Annotated in this window: 22 protein-coding genes; 7 read left to right on the forward strand and 15 right to left on the reverse strand. The window is 68.8% G+C overall.

Annotated features, from left to right (window positions below):
- The first annotated feature begins 59 nt into the window (after positions 1-59).
- Both KV097_RS04505 and KV097_RS04510 read left to right on the forward strand, forming a co-directional pair.
- Complete coding sequence (locus KV097_RS04505; RefSeq protein ID WP_220365190.1) at positions 60-1,439, forward strand: hypothetical protein; 1,380 nt, start codon at positions 60-62, stop codon at positions 1,437-1,439.
- A complete protein-coding gene (locus tag KV097_RS04510; protein WP_220365191.1) occupies positions 1,439-1,987 on the forward strand; it encodes a hypothetical protein in 549 nt (182 codons plus the stop codon). Before KV097_RS04505 ends, KV097_RS04510 begins: the two co-directional genes overlap by 1 nt.
- A gap of 34 nt (positions 1,988-2,021) precedes the next feature.
- Here the strand turns inward: KV097_RS04510 and KV097_RS04515 are convergent, their stop codons facing one another.
- The 14 genes from KV097_RS04515 to KV097_RS04580 form a co-directional block, all read right to left on the reverse strand.
- Positions 2,022-2,330, reverse strand: coding sequence for a hypothetical protein (locus tag KV097_RS04515; RefSeq protein WP_220345038.1), 309 nt, complete (start codon positions 2,328-2,330; stop codon positions 2,022-2,024).
- Positions 2,327-2,998, reverse strand: a complete 672-nt coding sequence (locus tag KV097_RS04520) for a WXG100 family type VII secretion target (protein WP_220365192.1) — start codon at positions 2,996-2,998, stop codon at positions 2,327-2,329. Before KV097_RS04520 ends, KV097_RS04515 begins: the two co-directional genes overlap by 4 nt.
- Positions 2,999-3,091: 93 nt before the next feature.
- Positions 3,092-3,652: an acVLRF1 family peptidyl-tRNA hydrolase gene (locus tag KV097_RS04525; protein WP_220345035.1), complete on the reverse strand. Its 561-nt coding sequence runs from the start codon at positions 3,650-3,652 to the stop codon at positions 3,092-3,094.
- Positions 3,653-3,654: 2 nt separating this feature from the next.
- A complete protein-coding gene (locus tag KV097_RS04530; RefSeq protein WP_220341587.1) occupies positions 3,655-4,035 on the reverse strand; it encodes a metal-sulfur cluster assembly factor in 381 nt (126 codons plus the stop codon).
- Positions 4,032-4,487: a Fe-S cluster assembly sulfur transfer protein SufU gene (gene sufU / locus KV097_RS04535; RefSeq protein WP_220365193.1), complete on the reverse strand. Its 456-nt coding sequence runs from the start codon at positions 4,485-4,487 to the stop codon at positions 4,032-4,034. Before sufU ends, KV097_RS04530 begins: the two co-directional genes overlap by 4 nt.
- A gap of 5 nt (positions 4,488-4,492) precedes the next feature.
- On the reverse strand, positions 4,493-5,752 hold the full coding sequence (locus KV097_RS04540; RefSeq protein ID WP_220365194.1) for a cysteine desulfurase: 1,260 nt from the start codon (positions 5,750-5,752) through the stop codon (positions 4,493-4,495).
- Positions 5,752-6,510: a Fe-S cluster assembly ATPase SufC gene (sufC, locus tag KV097_RS04545; RefSeq protein WP_220365195.1), complete on the reverse strand. Its 759-nt coding sequence runs from the start codon at positions 6,508-6,510 to the stop codon at positions 5,752-5,754. The genes KV097_RS04540 and sufC overlap by 1 nt, the downstream gene beginning before the upstream one ends.
- A gap of 30 nt (positions 6,511-6,540) precedes the next feature.
- Complete coding sequence (locus tag KV097_RS04550; protein ID WP_220365196.1) at positions 6,541-6,867, reverse strand: non-heme iron oxygenase ferredoxin subunit; 327 nt, start codon at positions 6,865-6,867, stop codon at positions 6,541-6,543.
- A 4-nt stretch (positions 6,868-6,871) separates the two neighbouring features.
- Positions 6,872-8,083 carry a Fe-S cluster assembly protein SufD gene (gene sufD / locus KV097_RS04555; RefSeq protein ID WP_308289339.1) on the reverse strand — a complete coding sequence of 404 codons (1,212 nt, stop codon included), beginning with the start codon at positions 8,081-8,083 and terminating at the stop codon, positions 6,872-6,874.
- Positions 8,080-9,537 carry a Fe-S cluster assembly protein SufB gene (gene sufB / locus KV097_RS04560; RefSeq protein ID WP_220341583.1) on the reverse strand — a complete coding sequence of 486 codons (1,458 nt, stop codon included), beginning with the start codon at positions 9,535-9,537 and terminating at the stop codon, positions 8,080-8,082. Before sufB ends, sufD begins: the two co-directional genes overlap by 4 nt.
- Entirely contained in the window at positions 9,534-10,193 is a 660-nt protein-coding gene (locus KV097_RS04565) for a helix-turn-helix transcriptional regulator (RefSeq protein ID WP_374106979.1), read from the reverse strand. The genes sufB and KV097_RS04565 overlap by 4 nt, the downstream gene beginning before the upstream one ends.
- A 119-nt stretch (positions 10,194-10,312) precedes the next feature.
- The gene (locus KV097_RS04570) at positions 10,313-11,143 is read right to left on the reverse strand and encodes a fused MFS/spermidine synthase (protein WP_308289341.1); all 831 of its coding nucleotides are present in this window, start codon (positions 11,141-11,143) and stop codon (positions 10,313-10,315) included.
- On the reverse strand, positions 11,140-11,490 hold the full coding sequence (locus KV097_RS04575; RefSeq protein ID WP_220365197.1) for a hypothetical protein: 351 nt from the start codon (positions 11,488-11,490) through the stop codon (positions 11,140-11,142). Before KV097_RS04575 ends, KV097_RS04570 begins: the two co-directional genes overlap by 4 nt.
- Positions 11,491-11,509: 19 nt before the next feature.
- Entirely contained in the window at positions 11,510-13,801 is a 2,292-nt protein-coding gene (locus tag KV097_RS04580) for a hypothetical protein (protein WP_220365198.1), read from the reverse strand.
- 10 nt (positions 13,802-13,811) lie between these two features.
- Between KV097_RS04580 and KV097_RS19075 the strand changes: the two genes are divergently transcribed.
- Positions 13,812-13,943 carry a hypothetical protein gene (locus KV097_RS19075; protein WP_255559178.1) on the forward strand — a complete coding sequence of 44 codons (132 nt, stop codon included), beginning with the start codon at positions 13,812-13,814 and terminating at the stop codon, positions 13,941-13,943.
- A gap of 174 nt (positions 13,944-14,117) precedes the next feature.
- Here KV097_RS19075 and KV097_RS04585 read toward each other — a convergent pair whose 3' ends face one another.
- Complete coding sequence (locus KV097_RS04585) at positions 14,118-14,711, reverse strand: CGNR zinc finger domain-containing protein (protein ID WP_220365199.1); 594 nt, start codon at positions 14,709-14,711, stop codon at positions 14,118-14,120.
- Positions 14,712-14,811: 100 nt separating this feature from the next.
- On the opposite strand from KV097_RS04585, the gene KV097_RS04590 reads away from it, so the two are divergent.
- The 4 genes from KV097_RS04590 to KV097_RS04605 all read left to right on the forward strand — a co-directional run bounded on the left by KV097_RS04590 (position 14,812) and on the right by KV097_RS04605 (position 19,296).
- Entirely contained in the window at positions 14,812-16,110 is a 1,299-nt protein-coding gene (locus KV097_RS04590; RefSeq protein ID WP_220365200.1) for an MFS transporter, read from the forward strand.
- Positions 16,111-16,124: 14 nt separating this feature from the next.
- Positions 16,125-17,060, forward strand: a complete 936-nt coding sequence (locus tag KV097_RS04595; protein ID WP_220365201.1) for an arginase family protein — start codon at positions 16,125-16,127, stop codon at positions 17,058-17,060.
- 94 nt (positions 17,061-17,154) lie between these two features.
- Positions 17,155-18,246: a non-homologous end-joining DNA ligase gene (gene ligD, locus KV097_RS04600; RefSeq protein WP_220365202.1), complete on the forward strand. Its 1,092-nt coding sequence runs from the start codon at positions 17,155-17,157 to the stop codon at positions 18,244-18,246.
- A 3-nt stretch (positions 18,247-18,249) separates the two neighbouring features.
- Positions 18,250-19,296 (forward strand): DNA polymerase IV, encoded by a 1,047-nt coding sequence (locus KV097_RS04605; protein ID WP_220365203.1) that lies wholly within the window; start codon positions 18,250-18,252, stop codon positions 19,294-19,296.
- Positions 19,297-19,342 lie beyond the last annotated feature (46 nt).

Below are 19,342 nucleotides of genomic sequence, written 5' to 3' on the forward strand. Positions count from 1 at the left end.
CTCGGATGCGTCCAGACCACGGTGCGACGCTCCTGATCGAAGGCTTCGAGAGGCACGACGTGTCACCTGCCACCCTCACCTCCCAGGCAGAGGCCGTGGCCAAGCCGGCCGGTGACGTCGAGAACTTCAACGCTGATCTCAAGCGTGAGCACAATACGGCCAAGGACGGGGTCGCCGGAGTCGTGGCCGATGCCATGACAGGCGCCGACACCGCCACCAAGACCAAGGCTCGGTCGCTCATCCAGGGAATCCTGGTGGCTGCGGGCGCGATCCGGCACTTCGCGGAGGCGGTCGAGACCTTCAACCAGGCGATCGACCGGCTCAACAGCCAGATCCGAGCGGAGCCGACCAAGGAGAAGCAGCAGGCCAAGAAGGCAGAGCTCGGCTTCCAGTACCCCTACATCCTCCAGGCGCTGGAGCACGCAGCCCGTACCGCGAAGCAACAGCTGTCGGACCCGTTGGACCCGGACCACGTGAGGGCGCTCTACGCCGCCGGCGCGCTGCCGTCGTTCGCCGCGGCGATCTACTCCGACCTCGTGGATCTCACCAAGGTCTCGCTGCGTACGATGCCGTTCGACCTCGCCGCGATGACGGCAGCCGAGCGTGCGACGTTCCTCGAGAACCACCCCGTCGTCGCGGTCGCCGTCATGGAGCTCACCCTCCGCAACGAGGGCCTCCTGACCGGTCCCGCCCCCGACGGCTACTACCGCGAGTGGCTCGCCAACGCCGCACGCCAAGGGATCAGCGTGGACACGATCGTCGACATCGCGCGCACCCACGACGTCCGCCCGGAGGACTTCGAGGTGTTCGACGGCATGGAGCGCGTGACCGACCCCGACGGCAAGTCGTTCTTCCTCCTCCCGCCGGGGATCAGCGGCGACGACGCACGCCATGCCGTCCTGATGACCTACATCCTCAACGCAGGCACGGACTACGGGGCGGCGAGTCCGGACAACGACTTCCCCGAGACCCCTTACTCCGCCGCCGAGATCCAGCGGATCATCGACCGGCAGTCCGCCAACGGCTGGAGCTATGACCAAGACGTCGGCTTCGTCCACGGCAACGGCGGACGCATGGTCACCACGCCCAACGGGATGCTCATGGGACTCGGGGGCAACTGGCTGCAGGGCATGTTCAGCCTCAAGGGCGGAACGGCATGGGGGGACATCTTCATGCTCAACATCGATGACGTGGACGACCCGGATCAGGTCGTCAAGGACGTCGCGCAGTCGGGGCGCGCGTCGTACGTCGACGACGACGGAACCGTCTACCAGGGTCAGCTCGACCTGGACCGGCTGCTGCACCACGAGGAACGCCACTCCCAGCAGTGGGCGCGGGAGGGATACGGCGGCTTCATCCGGTCGTACGCGCGGGAGCAGCTCACAGGCGGCAACGAGACCGAGCAGGACGCCGGGCTGCGCGACGGCGGATACCACTGATGCACCTCGGTTCGACCGGCCGGCGGGTCGCCGCGGCCACCACCGCCGTGCTCGGTGCCACCGTCCTGACCGCCTGCGACGGGGACGCTCCGTTCGCACCGTCACTGCCGAGTGCGGCCGGCTACCGCGCCGATGGAGACACGCTCAGGATCTGGACCGGCACACCGTGCGTGGGTGTGACTCGCGTCGCCCTGACGTTCACGACGGCCGACGGTGAGCGTCAACGGCTCGTGCTCACGGCTCCCCCACCGGGTGTGACCGCGGAGCACCTCGACGTCGCGCGGCCCGATCCCGCGTTCACGGTGGACGAGCAGCCGACCGCAGACTTCGACTGGCGCGACGCCGAGAAGGCCTCGCTCGTCATCGACGCCGCCGAGCCCGCCTGGGGATCCGTGGTCGACCTGTCCGACGTCGTCGACGGCTCACCGGAGCATCCAGCCGACGCCTACCTCTTCGACGACGTGGGCTGGAAGGACGCCGCTGACGTGGCCGACCAGAACGGCCAGGACTTTTTGACGGTCTGCACGCCCGCTGCCGACAGGGGTTGACCGCGCCGTCACGGCGTCCCGGCAACTCGCAGTGCTATCGGTCCGCCGCCCGAAGGCCACGCGCCGCCTCGGCGTCCGCCTGCGCAGCGTCTACGGCCGCCGTCGAGAGGCGTGACCCAGCAGCGGTGACCGCGCTCGGGAGCATCCCCGTCGGACCGGCGACCACAGACTGATAACGCTCCAGCGCCGCCCGGAGTACGGGGTGATGGGCAGCCGGGGGCGCCGCAGCCATGGCGGTCACGAGCGCCGACGCGGCCGCTGCCGCATCGACGTCGGTCGCCGCGACACGAGCGCCTGCGCCGTGAAGGTCGTCGGGCCGCATCCCCCATGCAGCCGTCGTCATCGCGGACCGCCCGCCCCGAGAACCGCCCGCATCCGGGCCCCCGCGGACACGAACGTGTCACCGGCCTCGCCCACCCCTGTGCGCTGCTCGCGTACCGAGGCAACGTGCTCCTCCACGAGCCGGTCGACGACGCGCATCGCCGCCTCGTGCTCCTCGCTCCCGACGCCGCCTCCGAAGACGCCCAGAGCACGCGCCGCCTCTGCGCGAAGCGAGTCTCGATAGTCCTCGATCGTCCCGGCGTAGCTCCCGAGGTCAGCGCCCGCCTGCTCGATGGCCGCGTGATCGACGCGCAGCTGATAGGTCATCGCGGCGCTCACACGTTGACCGGTCGGGCGAAGGCCGACGCCAACGCTTCCGTCGAGGACCGGGTCACCGACTGTCGGGCCGAAGCCTGCTCGTCCCCCCGCGACCGCGTGGCGCTCGGCGGTCACTGCGCGTCGCGCCTGCTCGGCAATCTGACGCGCCAGCAGCGTGTGGTTGCCCACAGAGACCTGCGCGACATCCTGGAAGGCCGATCCAGCCGCGCCCTTGAAGCCGGCCTGGGCGCCCGCCATCCGAGAGAGGTGCTGCCGCGCGGTGCCGACGTTGTCCTCGGCTGTCGCCTGATAGCCCCGCCCCGACCGGGACAGCAGCCCGACCTCCTCGAGGTTCACGATCTGGTTGCTCATGCTCACTCCGTCCTGGCCGTGCGGCCGTGCTCGTTCGACGGGAGCCACGCTAGCCAGATCCGTTCCCGGCCCGCGGACGTCGTCCACAGGCCTTCAGGCGAGCGCGTTGAGCCGCACCTCGTACGCCCGCGCGTCGACGACGGCCTTCTGGAGCGTGACGAACTTGGGGTCACCGACCTCGAGCCAACGCTGCGCGGGCACCAGCGGCGTACGGCCGTCGCACTGCTCGAGCACCGCCGCGAACAGCGGCCGGTCTCCCCCACCGAAGACGAGGCTGCCCTCCGGGACGATCCGGCGTACGACCTCGGCGCACGCCTCCACCAGCGCGTCGGCCTGGTTGGCGCGCCGCCGCGCGTAGCGCTGCTGGCTCCAGCCACCCGCCTTGGTCTGACCCTGGACGTAGCGCGTCCCGGTCTTGTGAGCCGCGAGCGCCCCGCCCTCGACAGAGCCGACGGCATAGCCGCCGCGCCGCACGAGCACGATCCCGAAGTCGCCGGGAGGCTCCGCCCCGTCGTACGCGGCCTCCGCGCCGTCGGGCGACTGCAGCGTGACGCCCGTGCCGTCACGCACGACGACCGGCTCGCCGTGCCGGGCGGAGAAACGCTCCACCCAGCCAGCGAGCCGGTCGTGCGGGACGAGGACGGTCCTGGTCACCCTCAGACGTTGAAGCCGAGGGCGCGAAGCATCTCGCGGCCGTCGTCGGTGATCTTGTCCGGGCCCCACGGCGGCATCCACACCCAGTTGATGCGGAAGTCGTTGACGATGCCCTCCAGCGCCTGCCGGGTCTGGTCCTCGATGACGTCGGTCAGCGGGCACGCCGCCGAGGTCAGCGTCATGTCGATCACGGCATTGTTGGCCGGGTCGACCTCGACGTCGTAGACGAGGCCGAGATCGACGACGTTGATGCCGAGCTCGGGGTCGACCACGTCCTTCATCGCCTCGTTGACGTCCTCGGGCGTGGTCACGCTCTTGCCCACCGGGGTGAGATCGACCTCGGGAAGGTCGTCGGTGGTCTGGCTCGGTGCGGTGTCGCTCATCGGATCTCCTGGCTCTCCTGCGCGGCGGCCTGGGCCGTCGCGTCCTTCCATGCCATCCACGACAGCAGCGCACACTTCACCCGGGCGGGGAACTGCGCCACCCCCGCGAAGGCGATGCCGTCCTCGAGCACGTCCTCGTTGGGCTCGACCTGTCCGCGGCCCTGCATCAGGGTCTGGAACTCGTCGAGCACCGCCAGCCCTTCAGCAACCGTCTTGCCGACGACGAGGTCGTTGAGCACCGACGCCGACGCCTGGCTGATCGAGCAGCCCTCGGCGTCGTACGAGACGTCGGCGACCCGGTCACCGTCGAGGTGCACGCGCAGCGTGATCTCGTCGCCGCAGGTCGGGTTGACGTGGTGGACCTCAGCCTCGTACGGGTCGCGCAGTCCGCTGCCGTGCGGCTTCTTGTAGTGGTCGAGAATGATCTCCTGGTACAGGGCGTCCACGTTCATCGTCGTCACACCACCTTGAAGTACTTCTGGGTGCGTTCGATTCCCTCGACCAGGGCATCGATCTCGGCCTGGGTCGTGTAGAGGTAGAACGACGCGCGGGTCGTCGACTGCACACCGAAGCGCCGGTGGGCCGGCTTGGCGCAGTGGTGACCCGCGCGTACGGCGATGCCGTACGAGTCGAGCAGCTGCGACACGTCGTGCGGGTGCACCCCGTCGACCACGAAGCTCACCGCTCCCCCGCGCTCCACGGCCTCGGTCGGCCCCACGATGGTGAGGCCGTCGATCTCGCCGAGCCGCTTCAACGCATACGCGGTGATCTCGCGCTCGTGCGCGGCGACGTTCTCCATGCCGAGCGCGCTCAGGTAGTCGGCCGCGGCGCCGAGCCCGACCGCCTGGACGATCGGCGGCGTGCCGGCCTCGAACTTCGCGGGCGGCCGCGCGTACGTCGAACGCTCCATCGTCACCGTCTCGATCATCTCGCCACCACCGAGGAACGGCGGGAGCTCCTCGAGAAGCGGCATGCGGCCCCAGAGCACGCCGATGCCGGTCGGACCGACCATCTTGTGGCCGGTGAAGGCGACGAAGTCGGCACCGAGCGCGGTCAGGTCGACGGGCATCTGCGGGACGGCCTGCGACGCGTCGACCACGACGACGGCACCGACGGCGTGCGCCCGGGCGATGATGACGTCGAGCGGGCTGACGGTGCCCAGCATGTTGGACACCCACGACACGGACACGATCCGCGTCCGCTCGTTGATCAGCTCATCGAGCGTCGACAGGTCGAGGCGCCCCTCGTCGGTCAGCCCGAACCACCGCAGCGTCGCGCCCGTCCGCTGCGCCAGCAGCTGCCACGGGACGATGTTGGAGTGGTGCTCGAGCTCGGTGATCACGATCTCGTCACCGGGCCGCAGCGCGAGGTCACCCTCGGCGTTGCGGTACGCGTTGGCCACGAGGTTCAGCGCCTCGGACGCGTTCTTGGTGAAGACGACCTCCTCGCGAGAGGGGGCGTTGACGAAGCTCGCGATCGTCGTCCGCGCGTCCTCGAACGCCTCGCTCGCCTCCGCGCCCAGCTGGTGCATCGCACGCGCGACGTTGGCGTTATGGCGGAGGTAGTGCTCCGTGATCGCGTCGACGACCTGCGTCGGCTTCTGCGACGTGTTCGCGCTGTCGAGGTAGACGAGCGGGCGGTCCCCGGCCATGGTCCGACCGAGGATCGGGAAGTCTTCCCGAACCTTCTCGACGTCGTATCCGCCGGGGACGCTCATCAGACGGCGGCCTTGGTGTACTTGTCGTAGCCGTTGGCCTCGAGCTCCTCGGCGAGGTCGGCGCCGCCGACCTCGGCAACCTTGCCGTTGACGAACACGTGCACGTAGTCCGGCTTGATGTAACGCAGGATGCGTGTGTAGTGCGTGATCAGCAGGACGCCGCGGTCACCCTGCTCCGAGAAGCGGTTGACGCCGTCGGAGACGATGCGCAGAGCGTCGATGTCGAGGCCGGAGTCGGTCTCGTCGAGGATCGCGAACTTCGGGTTGAGCAGCTCGAGCTGGGCGATCTCGTGGCGCTTCTTCTCGCCGCCGGAGAAGCCCTCGTTGACCGAGCGCTGGGAGAAGGTCTTGTCGAGCGTCATCCGCTCGAGAGCGCCGTTGACGTCCTTGATCCACGTGCGCAGCGGCGGAGCCTCACCGTCGATGGCGGTCTTGGCGGCGCGGAGGAAGTTCGCGACCGAGACGCCCGGGATCTCGACGGGGTACTGCATCGCGAGGAAGAGGCCCGCACGCGCGCGCTCGTCGACGGTCATGTCGAGGACGTCGACGCCGTCGAGGGTCACCGAGCCGGAGGTGATCTCGTACTTGGGGTGGCCGGCGATCGAGTACGCGAGGGTCGACTTGCCCGAGCCGTTGGGGCCCATGATGGCGTGCGTCTCGCCCGACTTCACGGTCAGGTTGACGCCCTTGAGGATCTCCTTGGCGCCGTCCTCGGTGGCCACCGAGACGTGGAGGTCGCGGATCTCGAGAGTGGACATGTGTGGTGACTCCGTCGTTTCTTGTGAGGATCAGATGCTGGGGCTGGTCACGTCGACGAGGACGGTCGAGTCCTCGGTGACCTTGCAGGGATAGACCGGCACGGGTTCGGTCGCGGGCAGGTTGAGCACCTCGCCGGTGCGTGCGTCGAAGCGCGAGCCGTGGAGCCAGCACTCGAGCGTGCAGTCCTCCACCTCCCCCTCCGACAGCGGCACCGCGGCGTGCGAGCACTCGTCACGGACGGCGAACACCTCGTCACCGCAACGGACGAGAGCGAGGTCGAGGCCCTCGACCTCGACCGCCAGCACTCCCCCGTCAGGGACGTCGGCGAGCTCCGCCGCGTGCGTGAAGCCGCTCATCGGCTCACGCCCCGGCGACCACGTCGGCGACACCGACGTGCTTGGCGAGCTCGGTCTCGACCGTCTGCAGGAGGCGCTCCTGGATCTCGGGCACCCCCGTACGGCGGATCACGTCGTTGAAGAAGCCGTGCACGACCAGCCGGCGCGCCTCGACCTCGGGGATGCCGCGGCTCTGCAGGTAGAAGAGGTGCAGGTCGTCGAAGCGGCCGGTCGTCGACGCGTGGCCCGCGCCCTCGATCTCGCCGGTCTCGATCTCGAGGTTGGGCACCGAGTCGGCACGCGCCCCGTCGGTCAGGACGAGGTTGTCGTTGCTCTCGTACGTGTTGATGCCGACACCCTCCTTGCGGATCAGCACGTCGCCGATCCACACGGTGTGGGCGTCCTTGCCCTGCAGTGCGCCCTTGTACTCGACCTTGCTGCGGCCCTTGGGCTGGTTGTGGTCGACGAAGAGACGGTGCTCGAGGTGCTGGCCGGCGTCGGCGAAGTAGAGGCCGAGCATGTCGACGTTGCCGCCGGTGCCGGCATACTCCACCGACGCGTTGATCCGGACGAGGTCGCCGCCGAAGCTGACGAGCACGTGCTTGAGGTTCGCGTCGCGGCCGACGTGCGCGTGGTGGTGCGACACGTGGACGGCGTCGTCGTCCCAGTCCTGGACCGCGACGACCGTCAGCTGCGCACCGTCGCCGAGGACGATCTCGACGTTCTCGGCCCAGGTGGCCGAGCCGACGTAGTCGATCACCACGGTGGCCCGGGAGAACGGCTCGGCCGTGATGACGACGTGGCCGGCGCCGGCCTTCTCCGAGCCCGTGCCACGGAACGTCACCCAGGTGGGCTTCGAGGCCACGGTCTCCGCGGGGACCGTCACCGTGAAGACACGGTCAGACGCCTCCCAAGCTCGGGCGGAGATCCGGTCGACGGGGACGTACGTCGAGGTGCCGCGCACGGTCGAGTCCTCGACGAGGACCGACTCGGCACGGACCTCGGGCGCGGCGTCGATCTCGACCTCGTAGTCGTGACCGTCGAGAGGGGCGTCCTTGTGCAGGTCGCGCAGGCGCTTCAGCGGGGTGAAGCGCCAGATCTCCTCCAGCCCCTTGGGCACCTCGTGGTCGGCGGGGTCGAACGACCCCTCCGGGTGCAGGTGGCTGATGACCTGGGTCTCGACCGGGCCGGCCAGCGGCCCTGCGGGACGGGTTGTCGTAGTTGTGGGGGCGGTCACCCGACGGCACCTTCCATTTGCAGTTCGATCAGACGGTTGAGCTCGAGCGCGTACTCCATGGGGAGCTCGCGCGCGATGGGCTCGACGAAGCCACGCACGATCATCGCCATCGCCTCGTCCTCCTCCATCCCGCGGCTCATCAGGTAGAAGAGCTGGTCGTCGCTGACCTTCGAGACGGTGGCCTCGTGGCCCAGCGACACGTCGTCCTCACGGACGTCGACGTACGGGTAGGTGTCGGAGCGGCTGATGTCGTCGACGAGCAGCGCATCGCACTTGACCGTGGACGCGGAGTGCTCGGCACCCTCCTGGACCTGGAGCAGGCCTCGGTACGACGCGCGGCCGCCGCCACGCGCCACCGACTTCGAGATGATCGAGCTCGAGGTGTGCGGCGCGGCGTGGACCATCTTGGCGCCGGAGTCCTGGTGCTGGCCCTCGCCCGCGAACGCCAGGGACAGCGTCTCGCCACGGGCGTGCTCGCCCATCAGGTAGATGGCGGGGTACTTCATGGTCACCTTGGAGCCGATGTTGCCGTCGACCCACTCCATGGTCGCGCCCTCTTCGCAGATGGCGCGCTTGGTGACCAGGTTGTAGACGTTGTTGGACCAGTTCTGGATCGTCGTGTAGCGGCAGCTGCCGCCCTTCTTGACGATGATCTCGACGACCGCGGAGTGCAGCGAGTCGGTCTTGTAGATCGGCGCCGTGCAGCCCTCGACGTAGTGGACGTGCGCGCCCTCGTCGACGATGATCAGCGTCCGCTCGAACTGGCCCATGTTCTCGGTGTTGATCCGGAAGTAGGCCTGCAGCGGGATGTCGACGTGGACGCCCTTGGGCACGTAGATGAACGACCCGCCGGACCAGACGGCCGAGTTGAGCGCGGAGAACTTGTTGTCGCCGACCGGGATCACGGTGGCGAAGTACTCCTGGAACAGCTCCGGGTGCTCCTTGAGCGCCGTGTCGGTGTCGAGGAAGATGACGCCCTGCTCCTCCAGGTCCTCACGGATCTGGTGGTAGACGACCTCGGACTCGTACTGCGCGGCGACGCCGGCAACGAGACGCTGCTTCTCGGCCTCGGGGATGCCGAGCCGGTCGTACGTGTTCTTGATGTCCTCGGGGAGCTCCTCCCACGAGGTCGCCTGCTTCTCGGTGGAGCGGACGAAGTATTTGATGTTGTCGAAGTCGATGTCCGACAGGTCCGCCCCCCACGTGGGCATGGGCTTGCGGCCGAAGAGCTTGAGGCCCTTCATCCGCAGGTCGAGCATCCACTGGGGCTCGTCCTTGCGGGACGAGATGTCGCGGACGACGTCCTCGTTGAGCCCACGCTTGGCGGTGGCACCCGCGATGTCCGGGTCGGCCCAGCCGAAGTCGTAGCGGCCCAGGCCCTCGAGCTCGGGGTTGGCCTGCTCGATGGCGTTGGGCGCAGAGCCGCTGACGCCGGTGTCCGGTGTGGTGGTCATCGGGTGGTCCTCTCGTCGGTCGTGAGGGCTGTTGTCGTCGTGACGTCGGCCGGGGTGTCAGGGATGTAGGTGGTGCACACGCCGTCGCCGTGGGCGATGGTGGCAAGGCGTTGCACGTGGTGTCCCAACATCCGCGCGAACGCTTCTGTTTCCGCTTCGCAGAGCTCGGGAAACTCGGCCGCGACGTGAGCGACCGGACAGTGGTGCTGGCAGACCTGGGTGCCTCCGGGGGCTCGCCGCACGCTGGCGGCGAACCCGTCCTCGGCAAGGGCGTCGGCAAGCACCTCGGGGCGCTGCGCCGGCGCAGTGTCTTCGATGAGTGGCAGGAGGCGACGCTCGAGCTCCTCGCCGCGACGTCGCGCGAACGCCACGACGGCGTCCTCGCCGACGGTCTCGGCAAGGAAGCGCAGCGCGCTCAGTGCCAGGTCGTCGTAGTCCTGCTCGAACGCCTCGCGACCCTCGTCGGTGAGGGCGAACGCCTTCGCCGGACGGCCGCGTCCACGACGCTGCCCGCGGTCACGGACTGCGGCGATCTCGACGAGCCCCTCCTCGTGAAGGGCGTCGAGATGGCGGCGTACCGCGGCCGGGGTCAGGTCGAGCCGCTCGGCGAGCTGGACGGCTGTGGACGAGCCCTCGTGCATGATGGTGCGCACCACGCGCTGACGAGTCGAAGACTCGTCAGAAGTGACCCGCACGTTTTTCACAACACCAGTGTGCCCTTATTACCGAAGCGCGTTCAACGAAGGATGTCCTTAGTGACGTCGGTCACCCCTCCTCACTCGAAGAACGTCGCTCCTCCGGGCGGACCGGGCGAGGGTGAGGAGTCGTCGTCGGTGAACGGCTCCCCGCCGCCGAGGGCGCTGCTCAGGTCTGCACCGCCCAGGATCCGGTACGGGAACGGCGAGGAGGCCGCGCGGCGTCGCAGCTCGCCGAGGGGCAGGGCATCGCGGCCGGCGACGAGCAGCAGGTTGCCGTGCCTCCGTCCCCGGAGCGTGGCGGGCTCGGCGCTAACGACGACCTCCGGGAACGTGCTGCGCGCCGCGGCCACCACTCGCCGCAGATAGGCGAAAGGCACCTGGTCGGCGAGGTTGCCGAGCAGCACTCCCCCGGGCCGCAGCGTCCGGGACACCTCCGCGAAAGCCTCCACCGTCGTGAGCTCGGCCGGCACCACGGGCCCGGCGAAGGCATCCAGGACGACGACGTCCGCGTACGCGTCCCGCAGCGCCGCGAGCCCGCTCCGTCCGTCGACCGGACGGACCTTGATCCCGCTGCGAGGCGGCAGTGGCAGACGCTCACGGACGTACGCGATCAGGGCGGTGTCCGGCTCCAGCACGACCTGCGCCGACTGCGGGCGGGTCGCGGCGACGTACCGGGGAAGCGTCAAGCCGGCGCCGCCGACGTGGATGATCGTCAGGCGTTCTGGCGGAGGGCGCAGGAGGTCCAACGTGTCGGCGATGCGCTGGACGTACTCGAAGACCAGCCGTGTCGGGTCGCCCAGATCGACGTGCGACTGGGCCGCTCCACCGACGCGGAGGGTGAACGAGTCGGGGTGCCCGGGCTCGGGCACGAGCGTGATCGCGCCCCGGCCACCGTCGTCGTCGCTCACCGACCCATTATCGGCCGTCCTCCGCTCGTGTTGACCTCGCGGTTCAACCCTGCCGAGGTTTTCTGGGCAGCCGTCGTCTCGTTCGAGGTCGTCACGCCCGTCGTCGCGCCCTTGCTGGTGTTGGCGCCGAGGCGTTCGACGTCGTGGCTCATGCGGTTCACCGGGGTGACGAGATCGGTCCGGAGGTCCTTGATCGCCGCGTCGACCACCGCGTCACCGGTCCCGACTGCGGCGTCGAGCGCGCTCAGCAGGCGCGCTCCAGCAGCCCGTGCGTCGGACGCGGTGCCCGTGATCTGCCGGCCCGCCTGATAGGTCTCGTCAGGAGAGTCGAATCCATAGGTAACCATCAGCGCTCATTCCTCGCTCTCATGGGGTCGACTCCGGCTCCAAGTACTTCTTCACCACGTCGTGCCCGTTCTCGTAAGCATCTTTCGCGTCCACCCCACCGTTGGTGAGCGCCACCGCCCAGGGTTCCTTCTTGTCGGCGAGCCAGCGCGAGTAGGCCTCCTGCTGCTCTGCAGTGAGCGTCGTGATGTCGGCGCCGGGCGGGACGCCAGCCGGCCCTTCACCTGGCGGGATGTGTTGCCAGATCACGCCCCGGATCAGCCTCTCTTGAGCGTCGGCGCCGCCTCGGAAGATCTCGCTTACCTGCTGATTCACCGCGCCATTGCTCTCTTGTTGGAGCCCTTTGCTGACCTCGGTCATGATCTGATCGAAGACCGCCCCGGCGACGGGCACCTTGCCAGAGGCCTGCCCCAGGAGGCCCTTGACCAGACCGAATGCCGTGTCGACCTTCTTGTTGTGCTCGGCGTCGGAGGCCCGCGTCTCCTCTGCGGCTGCCCTCCCGCCGCCGTAGTCCAGCGACGAGCGCACGTCGGTCGACACGTCGATGGTCTCCTTGATCCGATCCCCGACATCGCGAGGAACGGTAACGCCGTGCAGATCCTGATTGACCTGGGCGACCAGGTACGCGTTGGAGGACACCACCAGGTGCTCTCGCGCTGTCGGATCCTTCCCCAGCTCCGCGAGAAACATCCGCGCCTGCTCCTCGGGGATACGCGCATCATCGAAAGCCCTGCCATCCGACGTGTCAACGAACGCGACTTCGTCGCCTCTGAACGATACGAAGAGGGACGGCATATATCGCCCCGCGATGCGCGAAAGATCCTCCCGTAGCGCCGGATCGATGAAGTCCTTCCCGGAGAAGCTCTTCTTCTCTTCGCCCGCGAACTCGCTGTAAGTCTCCGCGACGATGGACTCGACGATCTGGACCGAACGCTGGTCTGGATCATTGAGGGTCGCAGCCTTCAGCGCGTCGCCCAAGTAACCGATGCCGGACGGATTCGGGTCACGGGTGTGCTCGGGGTTAAGGCCTCCTGGGTCGTGGACGCCATCTCCCGCCCAGTGACGGTCGGTGAGGAGGTAGTCCACCCGCGTCAGGCGCCCGTCAGAGCGTTCGCCCGTGAAGAAATCCCGGGCGGCGTCAGCGTTCGTCGACAACGCCTTCATAAGTCCACCGACAGGATCGTTGCCGATCGGAACCGAGTCCTCGCTGCCGGAGCGGTAATCGAGCCTGTAGTCAGCCTGCGTCACCGAGGTGCGCTGCCACGGGAGGGTGCCGGAGTGGTCCGCGGCGTGGTCGCGCTCGAACCGGATCATGTCACCGCCCACCCAGTTCAGGAAGGCAGCGTTGCTGTTCGGATGGTCGAGAAGCGGTCCGAGCAGCTGGTAGCCGTAGACCTCGCCGCTGGCGGTGCCGTCGGGCTCGAACACGGGCGTGCGGATGCGTCCCTGACGCGTGAGCTCGCCGATCCACGCCCCCGACACGTAGTGGTCGCTCTGGTCGACGACGCGGGCTCCAGGGTAGGGAGCCTCAGGCCGTTGTGTTCCCGCTGCGAGCGTCCCTGCGAGGGCATCTTGGAACCGCTCGATTAACCTCGCGTTCTCCTTCGAGAACGTCTCCTGGTCAGGGTCCGCACCGGCCACCAGAGCGACCCGGCCACTCAGCTGGAGGAAATCCCGCGGACCGAGGGTCGTCAGGAACGTGGTCGCAACGACATCGTCGGTGCCAAGTGTCTCGAAGAGTGTCGCCAGTTCCCGGTACGCAGGCCGTCCGGCCTCGTCGTCCATCGAGGACTTCGGATCGAAGGTGCGGGCGCGTTCGGCGAGCTCCTTGCCGATGATCTTCTTCGCCGCCACCGGCACCACCGGCAGCAGGTAGGCGAGCTCGGGATTCTTGAGCAGGTGGTCAGCCAGCGCCTGGTCGCTCATCCCTGCAAGGTCATAGGGCAGAGCCTCGAGTTTGACCTTGCTGAAGTCGATCTTCGGGAAGACGTTGCCGACGTACGACGGGAGCGCGCCGGCGGCATACAACGCGGTGACGGTGCTCCGGTCCAACGGCTTCTCGAGCCGCGTCCGTACGGTGCGGCCATCTCTCTCCAGGCTCTCCAGGGCGGAGGCGTATCGAGGCTGCAGCGTGGCCTTGGTCTCGGCCCGCTTTTCACGGGGCTCACGGAGGAGCTGTGCGTTGAGCGAGGCGACGACTCCGTCGAACTCCTCGATGCGGCCACCGAACCACGCGATCGTGCCACCGCCGGACAGCACCGTACGGGCGACGTCGGATGCGTTGCGAACGACCTCGTCCGGGGCGCCCTTCATCGCCTGAGCGATGACCCCGACGACGCCCGAGCGTGCCTGCGCGTGCTTCGTCGTGACCGTGGTCGAGAAGTTCTGGACGTCGCCTGCCGTGGTCTGCACGGAGCGTCCTCGGGTCGCGACGGTGCCGCCGTCGGGCACGTGACGCGGAAAGAGAGCGACCGCCGTACGACGGGCGCCAGCCTCATCTGGATCCACTGGTCTCCCCCAACCTCGGTTCTCAGATCGGCAGGCTAACCACCAGGAGGGTCAGCTCGCCGCTGACTTTGGTCGCCTCGCTGGATCGACATCCGGCGCCGCAGTGCGCGGCTGGGCGCTGTCAATCTCGCTGAGCGGACTTCCTCTTGTAGTAGGCGCGGGCCCGGTTGCGGTCTCCGCAGTCATTGGCAGCGCACCAGCGGCGGTTGCGTCGCGGACTGGTGTCGAGGAACACCCATCCGCATACGTCGTCCTCACAGCGGTGAAGGCGGAGGACGTCATCGCTCTGCGCGAGGTCGGTGAGGGCCCGCACGAGCCTGTGCGTGGGGGTCCTGAGCGTGAGGGCATCGTCGAGCCAGGTCCACCGACCACCGTCTGCCGGGTGAGGGCAGGCCCGTGAGAACGCTTCACGTTGGTGGGTCTGGAAGTCCGCGATCGCGTTCTCGTCGTGCTCGACCATGGCGCCGTAGGCGCTGTCGCGGGCCGCGCGGAACGCTGATACCGCCTCGGCGGCGAGCCGGGGGTGGTCGCGTGCGTCACCACGCAGCGTGGCGACCTCGTCGGGACCGAGCATCCCGGCCTCGACGCACCAGTCGAGGACTTCGCCGATCCCTGTGAGCTGCTCGGACGAGCGCTCCGGGTCGAGCCGCCAGTCGACGGTGTTCAACGCATCGAGGGCGGATGAACCCGACACGTGCGCGAACCGTTCAGTCATCTCGACCTCCTCATGGATGGCGCGCCTTCTGCGCATGAGGCTACGCTACGCAACACTTCACGGGTGATAAGCAGTTTGACCATGAGAGTGGGTGCGTGGCGTGGATCCGAGCGTCGAGCTGATCCGGCGCAACCGTGCCTTTGCCTGGTACTGGGCGGGGCAGGGGTGCTCGAGTCTGGGGAGCCAGATCTCTGCGTTCGCTCTGCCACTGGTCACGGCCTTGACCCTCGACGGTTCGCCGGGAGAGGTCGGGGCCGTGACGAGTGCCGCGATGTTGCCCTACCTGTTGTTCTCGCTGATGGCAGGTCACTGGCTCGAGGGGCGACAGGGCCGCCGCACGATGATCCCGGCCAACCTGGTGCAGGCCATAGCGGTAGGCCTCGTGCCCATCGCAGCGTGGGGAGGTTGGCTCTCCGTACCCCTCCTGGCCGTGCTCGCGTTCGTGTCCGGAACAGCGGCGATGGTGTTCGGGCTGTCTGCTTTCGCGTACGTGCCCTCGCTGGTGCCCAGGGCGGATCTTGCGGCAGCCAACAGAGCGGTGCAGGGCACCTCGACGGTTGACGAGGTCATCGGCCCCGGGCTGGCGGGCGCGCTCGTCGCGGCCGTCGGACCAGCCGCTGCCCTCGTCGTCGATGCCCTGAGCTATCTCGCCTCGATGCTCGGCCTCGCCGCAGCACGACCCATGGCTCAACACTCGACGCAGCCCCGCTCAGCAACGGAGAAATCCTCTGAGAAGGTGCCGGTAAGTACGGGCCTGCGAATCCTCCTCCGGGACGTACACCTGCGCGCACTGACCGTGCACGCAGCTCTCTACAACCTCGCCGAAGAGATCTTCTTGCTCAACCTCGTCCTGTGGGCCATCAAGGAACAGGACGTGACCGAGAGCGCGTTCGGCGCGGCGTTGACGGCAGCTGGTCTCGGTGGCCTGCTCGGCACCCTGACAGCATTGAGACTGGCGGAGCGGCTCGGATTCGGGCGAGCGTTCGCGGCCTCGCTGGTGCTGAGCTGCTTCATCCCGCTCCTGGCCGGCGTCTGGAGCCTGACCGGCGGCGCACTGGCTTCCTACCTGGCCCTCGTGATGCTCATCTCAGCGGTCGGACTCGGCAACGCGAACGTCTACTCGCTCACGATGCGTCAGCTCGTCATCCCCGAGGGCCAGCTCTCTCGCTCCGCCGGCGCCTACACCCAGGTCATGTACGGGTCGATCCCGATCGGCGCCGCCCTGGCCGGGCTGATCGGCGAGACACTGGGCACCCGGGCCGGGGTCCTGGTCGGCGCCACAGGGTTGGCCATCTCGGCGCTGCCGATGATGACGCGACGCATCCGTGCCCTCGACCTCGACCACATGTCCAGCAGACCAGCGGCAACAGACGACCTCATGACCTCAGGGGATTCATGACACGGGGGGGAACCATGACAGCCAGCCACCTGACCGACCCTGAGCTCAACGATGCAGCGGGGCCTCGGACCCGGCCCGTCGCCGTGATCGGCGCAGCCACCAGCGCCGGCGCCTACGGGCCAGGCCAAGAAGCCGCTCCGCACGCCCTGCGCGAGGCCGGCCTGCTCGACGTCCTGGCCCGAGCCGGACGCCTGGTCAACGACCTCGGTGACGTCGTCCACGAACCCTGGCGCGCCGACTCCGAACACCCCGACGCCGCCAATGTGGACGTCGTCGCCCGCGTGGCACGAGCGGTGGCTGCCGTCGTCTCGCCAGCACTCGAACGCGGCGAGAACGTCCTCGTCCTCGGCGGGGACTGCACCGTTGAGCTCGGCACCGTGGCCGGCTCGCTGGCACTGCCCGGCACGACCGGCTTGGTGTACATCGACCTGGACGGTGACCTGAACACTCCAGCCACGGGCGACGGCGTCCTGGACTGGATGGGCCTTGCACACCTGCTCGACCTCCCGGGGTCCCGGCCCGAGCTGGCCGGACTCGGCAGCCACCGCCCGATGCTTCAGCCCCACCAGGTTCGCCTGGTCGGAGTCGATCGGTTGACCGACGGCGAACGCGACACCGTCAGTCGGCTACGCCTCACCTGCCACGACCGTGACGACGTCGTCCGACGTCCGGAGGAGGTGATCCTGTCGCTGGTCGCCTGGGCGAAGCGCTTCGACCGAGTCCTCCTCCACATCGACGTGGATGTCCTCGACTTCGCCACCTTCCCCATCGCCCACGAGACTCGGCTGGTGCCAGCGCTCCAGCTGTCCGAGCTCAGCGGGCTGACACACGCCCTGTGCCGGCTCACACCCAACCTGCGAGCCACGACCGTGTGCGAGGTCAATCCAGCGCACGCAGCCAGACCGGAACAGCTCCGCGAGCTTGCCGAAGTCCTGGCCCAGGCGATCTAGGGATGACGACTCCTCGGTTACCGCCGATGAGTTGACGCACGTCCGGCAGTCGTGACCTCGGCGGACTGTCCCCGAGACCCCCTAGGTTGACCTCATGGCAAGCGATGCAGCCGAGATCGAGGCCGACGGACGCGCGGTCCGCGTGACCAGCCCTGACCGCGTCATCTATGAGGCGACGCCGTGGTCGGCCGAGGTGACCAAGCTCGACGTCGTCGCCTACTACGTGTCGGTCGGTGACGGCATCATGCGGGCGCTGCGCAACCGCCCCACGACTCTTGAGCGCTGGCCCAAGGGAGTGCGCGAGGGCATGACGCTGTCGACGCGTGCCGACAACCGCGGCGACGCGTTCTACCAGAAGCGCATCCCCAAGGGCGCTCCCCCGTACGTCGAGACCGCACGCATCGAGTTCCCGTCCGGCCGCGAGGCCGACGAGGTCTGCCCGACCGAGCTGGCGACGGTCGCGTGGGCTGCCCAGATGGGCACGCTGACCTTCCACCCCTGGCCAGTGCGTCGCGACGACACCGAGCACCCCGACGAGCTGCGCATCGACCTCGACCCGCAGCCGGGCACCGACTTCGCCGACGCCGTACGCGTGGCTGGTGATGCGCGTGCGCTGCTGGACGACCTGGGCATGGTCGGCTTCCCCAAGACCAGCGGCAACCGCGGCGTGCACGTCTACGTCCGCATCGAGCCGCGCTGGTCGTTCACCGACGTCCGCCACGCGGCCATCGCGTTCGGGCGTGAGCTCGAGCGGCGCCACGAGGGTGTGACGACCAAGTGGTGGAAGGAGGAGCGAGGCGAGCGCATCTTCGTCGACTACAACCAGAACGCCCGCGACCGGACGATCGCCAGCGCCTACAGCCTCCGTCCGAAGCCAGGTGCCCCGGTCTCCACGCCGGTGACCTGGGACGAGCTGGCGACCGTCGACGACCCGCGCGCCTTCAACCTCCACACCGTGCCGCAGCGCTTCGCCGAGCTCGGCGACCTCCACGCGCCGATCGACGACACCGCGTGCTCGCTCGAGCCGCTCCTCGACCTCTACGCCCGAGACAAGGAGCAGGGCCTCGGCGACATGCCGTACCCACCCGACTACCCCAAGATGCCGGGCGAGCCGCCTCGCGTGCAGCCGAGCCGCAAGAACGCCGCCAACTGGACCGACGCCGACGAGGACGCGGCCGGAGGCTGACCGATGTGGGTGCTGCACGTCGATCTCGACCAGTTCATCGCTGCGGTCGAGGTGCTGCGCCGACCCGAGCTCGCCGGCAAGCCTGTCGTCGTCGGGGGACGAGGCGACCCCAGCGAGCGCGGCGTGGTGTCGACGGCGTCGTACGAGGCGCGCGAGTACGGCGTCCGCTCCGGCATGCCGCTGCGGACTGCCGCCAAGAAGTGCCCCGACGCCGTGTTCCTCCCCGTCGACAAGCCCGCGTACGACGCGGCGTCGGCGGAGGTGATGGACGCCCTCCGCAGTGTCGGGACGGCCGTGGAGATCTTGGGCTGGGACGAGGCGTTCGTTGCGGTGCCGGACGCCGTCCAAGACGCGGACGGGGCGGTGGCGTTCGCCCGCCAGGTCCAGTCGCGAGTCCTCGACCGGACCAGCCTCCACTGCTCGGTCGGCATCGGCGACAACAAGATCCGCGCCAAGAACGCGACCGCCTTCGGCAAGCCCCGCGGCACCTTTGTGCTCACTCGTGACACCTGGTGGGCGGTCATGGGTGAGCGTCCGGCCGACGGCGTCTGGGGCATCGGCGGCAAGACGGCGGCCAAGCTCGCCGCACTCGGTCTGAGCACGGTCCGCGAGGTCGGGGACGCCGACGAGGATGTCCTCGCTGCCGCGTTGGGTCCGACGATGGGACCGTGGTACCGCCGCCTCGCCCGTGGCGTCGACACCTCGCCCGTCGACCCGACGCCGTGGGTGCCGCGGTCGCACGGTCACGAGGTCACGTTCCAGACCGATCTGCGTGATCCGGACGAGGTCGAGGCGGAGGTCCGCAGGCTCGCTGCCCTCGCAGCGCGCGACGTGGTCGAGGACGGGCGACCGGCGGTCCGGGTCCGCCTCAAGATTCGCTACGTCCCGTTCGAGACCCGGACGCGCAGCACCACGCTCGCCGGGCCGACGTCCGATGCCGCAGTGATCGCGGACGCGGCCGCCTCGCTGCTCGAACGCACCGACCGGACCCGAGCCGTACGCCTCGTCGGCGTCGCCGCGGAGATGGCCCCGCCCGGCGACCACGACTGAGCACCAGGCCTTGCCTTCCTGTGAGGTTGTGTGGTTCATTAGTCCA

The sequence above is a fragment of the Mumia sp. zg.B17 genome (assembly GCF_019550915.1).
In the GTDB taxonomy this organism is placed as follows: Bacteria; Actinomycetota; Actinomycetes; order Propionibacteriales; family Nocardioidaceae; genus Mumia.

Bases quoted from the DNA above. Each gene is read 5' to 3' on its own strand.
- KV097_RS04510 (WP_220365191.1), top strand. From the start codon at position 1,439: ATGCACCTCGGTTCGACCGGCCGGCGGGTCGCCGCGGCCACCACCGCC.
- KV097_RS04515 (WP_220345038.1), bottom strand. From the start codon at position 2,330: ATGACGACGGCTGCATGGGGGATGCGGCCCGACGACCTTCACGGCGCA.
- KV097_RS04520 (WP_220365192.1), bottom strand. From the start codon at position 2,998: ATGAGCAACCAGATCGTGAACCTCGAGGAGGTCGGGCTGCTGTCCCGG.
- KV097_RS04530 (WP_220341587.1), bottom strand. From the start codon at position 4,035: ATGAGCGACACCGCACCGAGCCAGACCACCGACGACCTTCCCGAGGTC.
- sufU (WP_220365193.1), bottom strand. From the start codon at position 4,487: ATGAACGTGGACGCCCTGTACCAGGAGATCATTCTCGACCACTACAAG.
- KV097_RS04540 (WP_220365194.1), bottom strand. From the start codon at position 5,752: ATGAGCGTCCCCGGCGGATACGACGTCGAGAAGGTTCGGGAAGACTTC.
- sufC (WP_220365195.1), bottom strand. From the start codon at position 6,510: ATGTCCACTCTCGAGATCCGCGACCTCCACGTCTCGGTGGCCACCGAG.
- KV097_RS04550 (WP_220365196.1), bottom strand. From the start codon at position 6,867: ATGAGCGGCTTCACGCACGCGGCGGAGCTCGCCGACGTCCCTGACGGG.
- sufB (WP_220341583.1), bottom strand. From the start codon at position 9,537: ATGACCACCACACCGGACACCGGCGTCAGCGGCTCTGCGCCCAACGCC.
- KV097_RS04575 (WP_220365197.1), bottom strand. From the start codon at position 11,490: ATGGTTACCTATGGATTCGACTCTCCTGACGAGACCTATCAGGCGGGC.
- KV097_RS04580 (WP_220365198.1), bottom strand. From the start codon at position 13,801: ATGAAGGGCGCCCCGGACGAGGTCGTTCGCAACGCATCCGACGTCGCC.
- KV097_RS19075 (WP_255559178.1), top strand. From the start codon at position 13,812: ATGACCCCGACGACGCCCGAGCGTGCCTGCGCGTGCTTCGTCGTGACC.
- KV097_RS04585 (WP_220365199.1), bottom strand. From the start codon at position 14,711: ATGACTGAACGGTTCGCGCACGTGTCGGGTTCATCCGCCCTCGATGCG.
- KV097_RS04595 (WP_220365201.1), top strand. From the start codon at position 16,125: ATGACAGCCAGCCACCTGACCGACCCTGAGCTCAACGATGCAGCGGGG.
- ligD (WP_220365202.1), top strand. From the start codon at position 17,155: ATGGCAAGCGATGCAGCCGAGATCGAGGCCGACGGACGCGCGGTCCGC.
- KV097_RS04605 (WP_220365203.1), top strand. From the start codon at position 18,250: ATGTGGGTGCTGCACGTCGATCTCGACCAGTTCATCGCTGCGGTCGAG.